This is a genomic window from Streptomyces coeruleorubidus (genome assembly GCF_008705135.1).
GTDB lineage: Bacteria > Actinomycetota > Actinomycetes > Streptomycetales > Streptomycetaceae > Streptomyces > Streptomyces coeruleofuscus.
Window position 1 is genome coordinate 7,827,087 of record NZ_CP023694.1, and the last position, 12,706, is coordinate 7,839,792.

8 protein-coding genes are annotated in these 12,706 nt (G+C 69.9%); 3 read left to right on the forward strand and 5 right to left on the reverse strand.

Going from position 1 to position 12,706, the window contains the following annotated elements:
• Positions 1-186 precede the first annotated feature (186 nt).
• A complete protein-coding gene (locus CP976_RS36045) occupies positions 187-3,105 on the reverse strand; it encodes a glycoside hydrolase family 48 protein (RefSeq protein WP_150484085.1) in 2,919 nt (972 codons plus the stop codon).
• A 401-nt stretch (positions 3,106-3,506) separates the two neighbouring features.
• Here CP976_RS36045 and CP976_RS36050 point away from each other — a divergent pair, with 401 nt between their 5' ends.
• Complete coding sequence (locus CP976_RS36050; protein WP_150484086.1) at positions 3,507-5,228, forward strand: glycoside hydrolase family 6 protein; 1,722 nt, start codon at positions 3,507-3,509, stop codon at positions 5,226-5,228.
• Between the two features lie 137 nt (positions 5,229-5,365).
• A complete protein-coding gene (locus CP976_RS36055; protein WP_150484087.1) occupies positions 5,366-6,271 on the forward strand; it encodes a class I SAM-dependent methyltransferase in 906 nt (301 codons plus the stop codon).
• Between the two features lie 118 nt (positions 6,272-6,389).
• Here CP976_RS36055 and CP976_RS36060 read toward each other — a convergent pair whose 3' ends face one another.
• The 3 genes from CP976_RS36060 to CP976_RS36070 all read right to left on the reverse strand — a co-directional run bounded on the left by CP976_RS36060 (position 6,390) and on the right by CP976_RS36070 (position 10,323).
• Positions 6,390-7,181 (reverse strand): aldo/keto reductase, encoded by a 792-nt coding sequence (locus tag CP976_RS36060; RefSeq protein WP_208838978.1) that lies wholly within the window; start codon positions 7,179-7,181, stop codon positions 6,390-6,392.
• A 158-nt stretch (positions 7,182-7,339) separates the two neighbouring features.
• Positions 7,340-9,166 carry an AMP-dependent synthetase/ligase gene (locus CP976_RS36065; RefSeq protein WP_150484089.1) on the reverse strand — a complete coding sequence of 609 codons (1,827 nt, stop codon included), beginning with the start codon at positions 9,164-9,166 and terminating at the stop codon, positions 7,340-7,342.
• A gap of 224 nt (positions 9,167-9,390) precedes the next feature.
• The gene (locus CP976_RS36070) at positions 9,391-10,323 is read right to left on the reverse strand and encodes a LysR substrate-binding domain-containing protein (RefSeq protein WP_150484090.1); all 933 of its coding nucleotides are present in this window, start codon (positions 10,321-10,323) and stop codon (positions 9,391-9,393) included.
• Between the two features lie 188 nt (positions 10,324-10,511).
• Here CP976_RS36070 and CP976_RS36075 point away from each other — a divergent pair, with 188 nt between their 5' ends.
• Complete coding sequence (locus CP976_RS36075) at positions 10,512-11,525, forward strand: bile acid:sodium symporter family protein (protein WP_167537593.1); 1,014 nt, start codon at positions 10,512-10,514, stop codon at positions 11,523-11,525.
• On the opposite strand, the gene CP976_RS36080 is transcribed toward CP976_RS36075, so the two are convergent.
• Positions 11,461-12,699, reverse strand: coding sequence for a DUF4185 domain-containing protein (locus tag CP976_RS36080; RefSeq protein WP_150484092.1), 1,239 nt, complete (start codon positions 12,697-12,699; stop codon positions 11,461-11,463). The two genes, CP976_RS36075 and CP976_RS36080, sit on opposite strands and share 65 nt — an antisense overlap.
• Positions 12,700-12,706: the final 7 nt, after the last annotated feature.

A 12,706-nucleotide genomic window follows, 5' to 3' on the forward strand; every position in this document is an offset into this window, starting at 1 on the left:
GGGAGAACGTGCGAGGGCCGGGCGGCTCCCATGCGGGTGGAGCCGCCCGACCGTGGCCCCGCGTCAGGTGCGGGGCCATGTACGCAGAGCTTCGGACGCTGTTCGGGGGCGCGGGGAACTGCGCGACCAGCCACAACGGACCGGCAGCCGAAGTCCCCGCGCCACCCGCGGAGCGCCCGGCGGGGGCTATTCGAGAAGCTCCGCGTACGAGCCCATGGCCAGCGCGATATCCGCCTGAGCCCAGAACCGGTGGTACGTGAACGACGGCACCGCACCGCCGGCGAGATAACTCTCGATCTTCGACCAGGCGGGATCGTCCTCGTAGAAGGACCGGATCGAGTCGAACGTCGACGACGAGTTGATCGCGTCACCGTTCGGCATCGTCCCCGTCCAGCCGCTGGGGACGGGCACCGGGTCGTCGAACCGGTTGTAGTCCGCGCGGTTCTCCGGGACGGCGACCCCGAGGTCGTCCTGGTGGTTCGCCCACATACCGTCCAGCAGCTTCTTCGCCGCCGCCGCGGCCTCCGTGTCACCGGAGCGGTCGGCGTAGTACGTCAGGGTCTTGGCGTACGCGGCCGCCACACCGACGTCGTTGGTGTAGTCGGCGACGGTGACGTGCAGCCCGCTGTTGGAGCCGGGGCTGGAGGCGTTCCAGGTGTCGGGCTGGCCCGACCACTGGAGCGTCGACGGGATACGGAACGTGCCGTCCGGGTTGAACGTGGTCTTGGACAGCGCCCAGTCGACCCACTTGTCGAGGACCGTCTTGGCCTGCGCGTTCCCCGTCTGCTGGTACAGCTCGGCGACCCGCTCCATGGACCACGCCTGGAAGCCGAACCACTGGTTGGACGGCGGGTCGTGGTACACGGGCTTCTCGTCGTAGTACATGCCGTAGAACGTCGACTTCCCGGCGGGCGGGGTCGCGTACCGGCCCGCCCAGCTGTTGGTCGCGCCGCCGGCGATGGCGCCCTCGTCCGACTGGAGCCAGCGGTAGAACTCCAGCTGCCGGTCCATGGACTTGGCCCAGTCGGCCGCGCCCGTCGCCGACTTGGGCTTCAGCGGGGCGTAGTTGCTCAGCGCGTAGGCGGCCAGCGGGTTCTGGTAGCCGCCGTGGGCGTGGCTGGAGCCGATGCGCCAGGACCAGCCGGCCGAGGTGTCGGTGGCGCCGCCCCAGGCGTAGTACCAGGACATCAGGTACATCGAGGCGTCCTTGCCGGTGCCCGCCGGGCAGGTGGAGGGTCCGACGCAGTTGCCGATCTTCTTGAAGTACTTGTCGAACATGGAGTAGCGCAGGTAGTCGCCCATCTTGGCCGCCTTGGCGACGGTCCCGGAGACCTGCCCGCCCTTGCCCTGCTCCTTCGCCCACAGGTCCGCCCAGTAGGCGGCCTGCACGGCGCGCGCGTCGGCGTCCGGCGCGTTGGTGAACTTCCACTGCTTGGCGTAGGAGGCGTCACCGGTGAACAGGTCCAGATAGCCGTTCTTGCCGCCGTACTTGAAGGCGTCGCAGGTCGGCTGCGGCACCGTCTCCCACACCGACTCCTGCGAGCCGCGCTGGAAGGTGTTGATGTACGACGGGCCGGTGTCCGAGGGTCCCGCCTCGCACTTGCCGGGCGAGTTGCCGTAGCCGTAGACGTTGTCGACGTCCTGGAGCCAGTGCATGCCGTAGACGTCGTCCGTGCCGTACGCGCTCTTCAGCTCGGCCGCGATCGGATCCGGGCCGACCGAGACGCCGGTGTCGAGCTTGGCCGGGTACTCGTTCGGCGTGTCCAGCTCGGGCGCGTAGGTCGCCGGCTTGGAGGCGTTGTAGAAGGAGTTGGTCGGCTGGTCGGCCTTGGTGGGGATCATGTACTTCTCCATGAGATCCCACGCGCCGTTGAACTTGGACCAGTCACCCGTCACCTTGCCGTACATGGCCTGGAGCCACAGGAGGTAGCTGTACGCCTCCGAGGTGGTCTCGTGGCCGTGGTCCGGCGCCTCGACGATCAGCGTCTCGACCGAGTGGTAGGGAATGCCCTCGGGGGAGAAGTAGCCGTTCGCCGGGTTGGTGATCTTCCCGTACAGCTCGAGGAAGCGGGCGTCGTACGCCTTGCTCGCCGCCAGCTGGGTGACGGTGACCGAGGCCTTGGCGTGACCCGCTGCCGTCGACTCGAACACGGCCGAGCCGCTGCCGGAGTCGGCCGCGCTGACGGTCACCTTCTGCGCGGTGTTCCAGTTCTGCGGGGTGAAGGTGAGCGAGGCGCCGCCCGTGACCGACAGGCCCGAGTTGCCGCTCGCCCTGGCCGACGTCACCGTCACATTGGAGGACGGCTGCTTGGACAGCTTCACCTCGTACGTGCCCGACTTGCCCGACTGGACGCCCAGTTGGACCGGCGAGGCGACGACGGTGGGGCCGGAGGCCACGGTGATGCCGACCGGCGTGGAATCGGCGGAGGCGCCCATGCTGTCGTAGGCCTTCGCCACCAGGGAATGACTGCCCACGGTCAGATTCGAGACGGACAGCGCGTAGGGCGCACTCGTGTCCGTGCCCAGCAGCTTGGTGTCGTCGTAGAACTCCACCTTGCTGATCGTGGCGTTGTCCGCGGCGGCCGCGGTGGCCGCCAGCGGGACCGCCTCGCCCTGGGTGTAGACGGCGCCGGCGGCCGGGCTGGTCAGCACGGCGATCGGCGGCTGGTGAGCGCCGGTGCAGGGGGTGCCGTTGACCGCGAAGGACGTGGGCGCGGTGTTGTTGCCGCTGTAGCTGAACTGGGCACCGGTGGAGACGGCGGCACCCGCGGCGACCCGCGCGTTGTGGGCGGCGTTCTTGACGGTGATGTTCTGGCCGGACTGCGACCACGTGCCGTTCCAGCCGTTGCCCAGCTTCTGGTTGCCGGAGTAGGCGTAGGTCAGCGTCCAGCCGTCGATGGCGTCCGTGCCGCGGTTGGTGAGGGTCAGGTCCGCGGTGAAGCCGGAGCCCCAGTCGTTCGTCTTGTAATCGACACTGCACTGAAGTGCGGCCGCCTGCGCGGTGGTCGACCCTGAGGAGAGCATCGTCAACGGAAGCGCGAGAGCCGCGAGCGCGGCGGTCCACAGACGCCGCACGGCTCTCCGTTTCCGGGGTGGGGGATGCATGGTGCTGGTTCCTCCTTGCGGCTCGGAGAAGTCAAGGCTTGAACCAGTGGGAGCGCTCCCATAGTGAGGACGGGTCTGGTATCGGTCAAGGTCCTTGAAGAGTCGAAAAGATTCGACGCCGTGTGTTGAGCGAAAGTCAGTGACTCCCCTGTTCTTTGCCGACACTTGGCGCTACCTTCCTTGACACCAGTGGGAGCGGTTCCATCAGTCGACGCGTCCGTCACGGCGGGCCCGACCTGCACGGAGTCGCTCATGCGACACCCCTCGCGTTCAGTACTTATAGCCGCCGCCCTCGCGGTCGTCCCCGGCTGCGCGAGTGCCGGTGCCGGGTTCCTCATGTCCTTGTCGGAGCGCGCCCTGAACGGCTGACACCCCCACCACCGAAAGGGAAACCCGCACTCATGAGCCGTACGAGAACAGCGTTACTGGCCGCCATGGCCCTGGTCGCCGGAGCGACCGGCACGGCGTTCGCCGTCGACCCGGACGGCATCGGCACCGCCGCCGTCCCCTGCACCGTCGACTACAAGGTGCAGAACCAGTGGAACACCGGCTTCACCGCCGCCGTGACCATCACCAACAACAGTGCCGCGAAGTCGTCCTGGTCGCTGAAGTGGTCGTACGCCGGCAACCAGAAGGTCACCAGCGGCTGGAACGCCAAGATCAGCCAGAGCGGCGCCGACGTCACCGTGGCCAACGAGAGCTACAACGCCCAGCTCGCGACGGGCGGTTCGGTCAGCTTCGGCTTCCAGGGCTCCTACAGCGGCAGCAACGCGATCCCGGCCACCTTCACCCTCGACGGCGTGACCTGCAACGTCGACAGCGGCGGTCCCGGCGGCCCCACGGATCCGCCGGACCCGGGCGGCCCCGCCAACCGGGTCAACAACCCCTACGACGGCGCCAAGGTGTACGTGAACCCCGAGTGGTCCGCGAACGCCGCCGCCGAGCCGGGCGGCAGCCGTATCGCCAACCAGCCGACCGGTGTCTGGCTGGACCGGATCGCGGCGATCAACGGCACCGGCGGCAAGATGGGCCTGCGCGCCCACCTCGACGAGGCGCTGCGCCAGAAGGGCTCCGGCGAGCTCGTCGTCCAGCTCGTCATCTACAACCTGCCCGGCCGTGACTGCGCCGCCCTCGCCTCCAACGGAGAGTTGAAGCCCGACGAGATCGGCCGGTACAAGACGGAGTACATCGACCCGATCAAGGCGATCCTCGCCGACTCGAAGTACTCCTCGCTGCGGATCGTCACGACCGTCGAGATCGACTCGCTGCCGAACCTCGTCACCAACACCGGCAGCCGCCCGACGGCCACCCCGCAGTGCGACGTGATGAAGGCCAACGGCAACTACATCAAGGGCGTCGGCTACGCGCTGAACAAGCTCGGCGACGTGCCGAACGTCTACAACTACGTCGACGCCGGCCACCACGGCTGGATCGGCTGGGACGACAACTTCGCTCCCTCCGCGACCCTGTTCAAGGAGGCGGCGTCCGCCGAGGGCGCGACCGTCAACGACGTCCACGGCTTCATCACCAACACGGCGAACTACAGCGCCCTGAAGGAGGACCACTTCTCCATCAACGACAACGTGGCCGGCAAGTCCGTCCGCGAGTCGAATTGGGTCGACTGGAACCGCTACGTCGACGAGCTGTCCTTCGCCCAGGCCTTCCGCAACCAGCTGGTCTCGGTCGGCTTCAACTCCGGCATCGGCATGCTGATCGACACCTCCCGCAATGGCTGGGGCGGCACCGCCCGGCCCACCGGCCCCGGCGCCCAGACCACCGTCGACACCTACGTCGACGGCGGCCGCTACGACCGCCGCATCAACCCCGGCAACTGGTGCAACCAGTCCGGAGCCGGCCTCGGCGAACGCCCGAAGGCCAGCCCGGCCGCCGGGATCGACGCGTACGTGTGGATGAAGCCGCCGGGCGAGTCCGACGGGGCGAGCAAGGAGATCCCGAACCCGGAGGGCAAGGGCTTCGACCGGATGTGCGACCCGACGTACGAGGGCAACCCGCGCAACGGCAACAACCCGTCGGGTGCTCTGCCGGACGCGCCGCTGTCCGGGCACTGGTTCTCCGCCCAGTTCCGGCAGCTGATGCAGAACGCGTACCCGCCGCTGTCCTGACCGGCTGACACCCCGTCCCCACGGATCCGCCGGGGCTCCGGCCCCGGCGGATCCCTTTTGCGGGAGCGGCAAGAGCAGTGGCCTTCTCCCGGTGCGTCGGCGCAGGCTGGCGGCATCCGAGGGAGAGGCTGACCACCATGGCGCACGACCACGACCACGACCACAACCACAACCACGCGCACGGCCACCACCACGGCCATACGGACATCGACTGGGCCGAGATGGGCCCGAGGCTGGAGTCACAGGCGGAGCTGTTCGCGTCCCTGTATGAGCGGGCCATGGCCTGGCTGGCGCGGGAGGTGACCGAGCCGGGCCTGATCGTCGACGCGGGCAGCGGGCCGGGCGTCGTGTCGTGTCTGTTCGCCGAGACGTTCCCGGGCGCGCGGATCGTCGCGGTGGACGGCTCCGAGTCGCTGTTGGAACGGGCGCGGGCACGCGCCGAGCGGCTGGGGGTCGCCGACCGTTTCAGCACCATCGTCGGTGAACTCCCCGACGTACTGGACGAGTTGGACTACCCCGCCGACCTGCTCTGGGCGAGCCGCAGCCTGCACCACCTCGGCGACCAGAGGGCCGGGCTCACCGCCTTCGCGGCGCGGCTTGCGCCCGGCGGCACGCTGGCCCTGATGGAGGGCGGTCTGCCCCCGCGGTACCTGCCGCGCGACATCGGCATCGGCAGGCCCGGGCTCCAGGCGCGGATCGACGCGGTGGAGGCGGAGTGGTTCACGCGGATGCGGGCGGAGCTGCCGGGCCATGTCGCGGAGACGGAGGACTGGCCGGGGCTGCTGGCCGCCGCGGGGCTGAAGCACACCAGGACGCACACGTTCCTGCTCGACCTGCCCGCGCCTGCCTCGGAGCGGGCCCGGGCCTATGTCGTGGCGTCTCTGTCACACATGCGCGAGAGGCTCGGGGGCGTGCTCGACGTGGAGGATCTCGCGACTCTTGATCGGCTGCTCGACCCCGACGACGAGGCGAGTCTGCACCGGCGGGCGGACGTGTTCGTGCTGGAGGCGCATACGGTGCACACGGCGGTGCGGGCGGGGTAGTGGGGCTGCCGGTTGATACGAGGGGGGTACCTCCCACGCCCTTAAGGCACTGGGGGAGGCACGACTGCCCGCAGCTAAGTGAGCTGCGGGCAGTCGTAGAGGTGAGGGGGGTTACCTCTCAGGCGCCGTCGAACGTCGCCGGGTCCGGGCCCAGGCGGCGGTCCTCGTTGAGGGCGCTGATGGCCGCCAGGTCCTCCGTGTCCAGGCTGAAGTCGAAGACCTCGATGTTCTCCTTGATCCGTGCCGGCGTCACGGACTTCGGGATGACCACGTTGCCCAGCTGGATGTGCCAGCGCAGGACGACCTGGGCCGGAGTGCGGTTGTGCTTCCGGGCGATGGCCACGATCGCCGGGACCTCCAGCAGGCCCTTGCCCTGGCCGAGCGGCGACCAGGCCTCCGTGGCGATGCCCTGCTCCGCGTGGTACTCACGGGCGGCGTTCTGCTGGAGGTGCGGGTGCAGCTCGATCTGGTTCACGGCCGGGACGACCGACGTCTCGCCGATCAGCCGCTCCAGGTGCTCGGGAAGGAAGTTGGAGACACCGATGGCCCGGATCCGGCCGTCGGCGTGCAGCTTCTCGAACGCCTTGTACGTGTCGACGTAGGTGTCCCGGGCCGGCAGCGGCCAGTGGATCAGGTACAGGTCGACGAAGTCCAGGCCGAGCTTCTCCAGCGACGTGTCGAAGGCGCGCAGCGTGGAGTCGTACCCCTGGTCGGCGTTCCAGAGCTTCGTCGTGACGAAGAGCTCCTCGCGCGGAAGACCGGACTCGGCGATGGCCTTGCCCGTGCCCTCCTCGTTGCCGTAGATCGCCGCGGTGTCGATGCTGCGGTACCCGGCCTCCAGCGCCGTCGCGACGGCCGACGCGGCCTCGTCGTCCGGCACCTGCCAGACGCCGAAGCCCAGCTGGGGCATCTCGACGCCGTTGTTCAGGATGATCGGGGGGACCTTGCTCACGAGCTCTCGATCCTTCGGTTTGTGGTCAGGTGTACGTCCCATCGTCAACGATCACGAGCCGTGATGCATTCCTGACGGGAGAATTCAGGCGCGCGATTCATCTGTCACCTGGCAATTCACGCCCGGTACAGCGCCTCGACCTCTTTCTCGTACGCCTTTTCGATCGCCTTGCGCTTCAGCTTCAGGGACGGGGTCAGCAACCCGTGTTCCTCGGTGAACGGCTGGGCCAGGATGCGGAAGGTGCGGATCGACTCGGCCTGCGAGACAAGGGTGTTGGCCGCGACCACCGCGCGCCGCACCTCCGTCTCCAGATCCGCGTCCCGCACCAGCTCCGCCGCGGACATCCGCGGCTTGCCCCGCATCGTCAGCCAGTGCTCCACGGCCTCCTGGTCGAGGGTCACGAGGGCGGCGATGTACGGGCGGTCGTTGCCGACGAGGATGCACTGGTTGACCAGTGGATGGTCACGGACGCGTTCCTCCAGCACGCCGGGCGAAACACTCTTGCCGCCCGATGTGACCAGGATCTCCTTTTTGCGGCCGGTGATGGTGAGGTAGCCGTCCTCGTCGAGCGCGCCGAGGTCGCCGGTGGCCAGCCAGCCGTCGTGCAGGGTCTCGTCGGTGGCCTTGGGGTTGTTGAGGTAGCCCTGGAAGACGTTCTGGCCGTGCAGCCAGATCTCGCCGTCGTCCGCGATGTGCACGGTCATGCCCGGGATGGGCTGCCCGACCGTGCCGAACCGGGTGCGTCCGGGCGGGTTGGCGGTCGCGGCGGCCGTGGACTCGGTCAGGCCGTAGCCCTCGTAGATGTGCACGCCCGCCCCGGCGAAGAACAGGCCGAGCCGCCGGTCCATGGCGGAACCGCCCGACATGGCGTGCTTGATGCGCCCGCCCATCGCGGCGCGGATCTTGGCGTAGACGAGCTTGTCGAAGAGCTGGTGCTGCATGCGCAGGCCGGCGGAGGGGCCGGGGCCGATGCCCCAGGCCTTGGCCTCGATCGCGTCCGCGTACTTGATGGCGATGTCGACGGCCTTCTCGAACGGGCCGGAGCGCCCCTCCTTCTCGGCCTTGCGGCGGGCCGCGTTGAACACCTTCTCGAAGATGTACGGCACGGCCAGGAAGAACGTCGGCTTGAACGCGGCCAGGTCGGGCAGCAGGGCCGCCGCGTTGAGCTGCGGCTGATGGCCGAACTTCACCTTGCCGCGGATCCCGGCGACCTGGACCATCCGCCCGAAGACATGGGCGAGCGGCAGGAACAGCAGGGTGGCGGCCTCGTCGCCCCGCTTGGAGTGGAACACCGGCTCCCAGCGCTCGATGACGGTGTCCGCCTCGTACATGAAGTTGCCGTGCGAGATGACACAGCCCTTGGGGCGGCCGGTGGTGCCCGAGGTGTAGATGATCGTGGCGACCGAGTCGGGGGTGACGGCCTGCCGGTGGCGGTGCACCACCTCGTCGTCGAGGCTCGCGCCGGCGTCGTACAGCTCGTGCACGGCGCCGGAGTCGAGCTGCCACAGGCGGCGAAGCTGCGGCAGCCGGTCGATGACGGTGGCGATCGTCATCGCGTGGTCCTCGTGCTCCACGACCGCGGCCGTCACCTCGGCGTCGTACAGCATCCAGAAGCACTGCTCGGCCGAGGACGTCGGATAGACCGGCACGACCTGGGCGCCGATGGTCCACAGCGCGTAGTCGAACAGCGTCCACTCGTAGCGCGTACGGGACATGATCGCGACGCGGTCGCCGAACCGGATGCCGCTCGCCAGCAGGCCCTTGGCCAGGGCGAGCACCTCGTCACGGAACTCGGCGCTGGTGACGTCCCGCCACTGCCCGGACTCGTCCTTGCGGCCCAGCGCGATGTGCAGCGGGTCCTCCTGGGCATGCTCGAAGACCACGTCGGCCAGACCGCCCACCGGAGGTGCCAACGCCAACGGAGGGTTGGTGAACTCGCGCAAACCCCGCTCCCCGCTCCTCAGCGCTCTTGTCGAGTGACGCTCCGCACAGCGCCGTGAAAGCTACCCCAACCGGGCAGAGGGCGGGAGGGGTGGCGAAGACGAGCAGCGGTCTTGTCCGCACTGGTCAGGGCGGGAAAATGCGCTCACATGGGGAAGGGTCGGACAGAATCCTGACGGTTGAGTAAGTTTCGGAGCCGTAATCTCCACCGAATCTGTACGACCCCCTACGGCCCGAGGCTCGTTGTGCGCGGTGCCCGGCCGTCTCTTCTGTCAGCGCCCCGGGGGCGGATTTCGTCACTCCGGTTCAGTCGGTCGCCGCCCGACAGGATCGCCGCGGCCAGGGCATCCGCCGCGCCCCGGGCGGCGGGGCTCCGCCGGCCGTGGACCACGACGAAGTCCACCTGCCCGAGTTCCGGCAGCCCCGCCCGGTCCGGGACGCGGACCAGGCCGGGCGGGATGAGGCCGCGGGAGTGGGCCATCACGCCGAGCCCCGCCCGGGCCGCGGCGACGAGGCCGTTGAGAGAGCCGCTCGTGCACACCACGCGCCACTCGCGGCCCTGCCGCTCCAGCGCCTCCAGGGCGAGCGCGCGGGTGATGCCCGGCGGCGGATAGACGATGAGCGGCACGGGACGGTCCGGGTCGAGCCGGAGGCGCTCCGCGCCGATCCACACCAGCCTGTCGTGCCGGACCAGCTCGCCGTGCGGGTCCTCCGGCCGCCGCTTGGCCAGGACGAGGTCCAGCTTCCCGGCGGCGAGCTGCTCGTGCAGCGTGCCCGACAGCTCGACCGTGAGCTCCAGGTCGACCTCCGGGTGGTCGTGCCGGAAGCCCTCGAGGATCTCGGGCAGCCGGGTCAGCACGAAGTCCTCCGACGCGCCGAAGCGCAGCCGGCCGCGCAGCCGGGTGCCCGTGAAGAACGCCGTCGCCTGCTCGTGCACCTCCAGGATCCGGCGCGCGAACCCGAGCATGGCCTCGCCGTCCTCCGTGAGCTCCACCGAGTGCGTGTCCCGGGTGAACAGCGTCCGGCCGGTGGCGTCCTCCAGCCGCCGCACGTGCTGGCTGACGGTGGACTGCCGCAGCCCGAGCCGCCGGGCGGCCTGCGTGAAGCTCAGCGTCTGTGCCACCGAGAGGAAGGTGCGCAGATGGGAGGGGTCGTACATGCCTGTCAGGCTATCGCGGAACGTGATGACAGTGAGAGCGGTATGCGGGATTCCCGATCGCCGACGCGGGGAGCAGGATGGAAGGGGGCCGTACCGGCCCTGTACCGCACGTGAGTACCGCACGTATGTACCGCCCGTAAGTCCCTAGCAAGTGGAGCACCGTGAAACGCCTGCGCCGGCCGCGTCGGATGCCGATCGACCCGTACATCCTTCTCCTCCTCGCGACGGTGGGCGTCGCCGCCCTGTTCCCGGCGCGCGGGACGGTCGCCGATGTCGCGTCCGGTGCCTCAACCGCGGCGATCGCCCTGCTGTTCTTCCTCTACGGCGCCCGGCTGTCCACCCGTGAGGCGCTGGACGGACTGCGCCACTGGCGGCTCCACCTCACCGTCCTGGCCTGCACCTTCGTCGTCTTCCCGCTGCTCGGTCTGGCGGCTCGCGGGCTGGTGCCGGTGATCCTGACGCACCCGCTGTACCAGGGCCTGCTCTTCCTCACGCTCGTCCCGTCGACCGTGCAGTCCTCGATCGCCTTCACCTCGATGGCCCGCGGCAACGTGCCCGCCGCGATCTGCGCGGGCTCCTTCTCCTCGCTCGTCGGCATCATCGCTACCCCTCTGCTCGCGGCCTCGCTGCTCGGCGGCAGCGGGGGCGGGTTCTCCGCCGACTCGCTGCTGAAGATCGTGCTGCAACTGCTGGTGCCGTTCCTCGCCGGGCAGCTGCTGCGCCGCTGGATCGGCCGCTTCGTCACCCGCCACAAGAAGGTCCTCGCGCTGGTGGACCGCGGCTCGATCCTGCTCGTCGTCTACACCGCGTTCAGCCAGGGCATGGTCCAGGGCATCTGGCACCAGGTCAGCCCCCTACGGCTGGGCGGGCTGCTCGTCGTCGAGGCCGTGATCCTCGCCTCGATGCTGCTGCTGACCTGGTACGGCGGCAAGGCGCTGGGCTTCGGCCGGGAGGACCGGATCACCCTCCAGTTCGCCGGCTCGAAGAAGTCCCTGGCCGCCGGACTGCCCATGGCGAGCGTCCTGTTCGGCCCGCAGGCCTCGCTGGCCGTGCTGCCGCTGATGCTCTTCCACCAGATGCAGCTCATGGTCTGCGCGGTGATCGCCAAGCGCCGCTCGCACGACCCCCGCCCGGAGGTCACCGGGCCGGAGCCAGCCGCAGCGTCACGAACCGCGGTCGGTACAGGGACACGTTCCGGCTGAGCTGGGCGGCGGCGCCCGTCGTCTCCAGCCAGTTGACGTCGTAGCTCAGCACCAGACGCCCGGCGCCGCTCAGCACCGGGTGCGCCTGCGGGTTGTAGGCGGCCACCTGGCCCTGCGGCAGCGACGGGCTGAACTCCTTCGCGGGCCCGTGCCACGGCCCGGCCGGGGAGCACGCCCAGTACGACGCCACGGTGGTCAGGCCCTTCGTGCCCGCGGCCATCGTGAACAGCACGTACGTCCCGCCGTCCCGGACGACCGAGAACGCGCTGCCCACCCCCCTGCGCTGCCCGTCCCCGAGCACCGGCCGGGGGCGGGCGGCGGCCGCCCAGGACGAGCCGGTCCAGTACCGCCAGGCCGCCGGATCCCCGAGCCTGCCCTCCGGTACCCGCGCCACGTACGCGTGCGAGGCCGGGCGGGAGGCGGCCTGGCCGTCGTCTCCGCCGTAGACGTACGTCCAGCCGTCCTCCTCGACCAGCGTCGTGCCGAACAGCACCCGCCGGGACGGGTCCGGGACCAGTTGCTGGTCGAGGACCTTGACGACCGACTCCAGGCGCAGATCGGGCAGCGACAGCGTGGCCACCTCGGTCGCGGTGGGCACGCCGTAGATCCACGGGGCCTGGCCGGCCGTGCGCACCCACAGCAGCACCCGGACGACCTGCTCCGAGGAGCCGGGGGAGCGGGGTTCGACGCGGGCGGCGACCGGCCAGCGCCACTGGTTGGGAGCCGGGTCGGCGAACAGCGGGGCGGGGAGGGTGGTCTCCAGCCGGCCGTCGCGCATCAGCACGGCCGAGTTGCGCACCAGCGGCGCGGTGGTGTCCCGCCAGGCGTGGGACTCGCCGGCCGGGTTGGGCGGGCCGTACACCCGGCCCAGGTAGGTGTCCGAGAACAGCCACAGCACCCGGCCGTCCGGCAGCCGCACCGAGTGGGTGCCGTCGCCGCCCGTCCAGTCGTCGGTGCGGGTCGTGTCGTCGCCGTAGCGGGCGAACTCGGCGGTGAGGCCGTCGTCCGCCTGCCAGGAGCGGACGGTGCGCGCCCGGCAGGCGGTGTCGTCGTCCGGGCTCTCGTCGTCCGGGAGGGCGATGAGCAGCGCGGCTCCGAGAACCAGGACCAGCAGCAGGCCGATCCCGGTTCCCGTGCGCTGTCGTGCTCGTGCTGTTTCTGCGTCGTCGGGCACGTGCCGT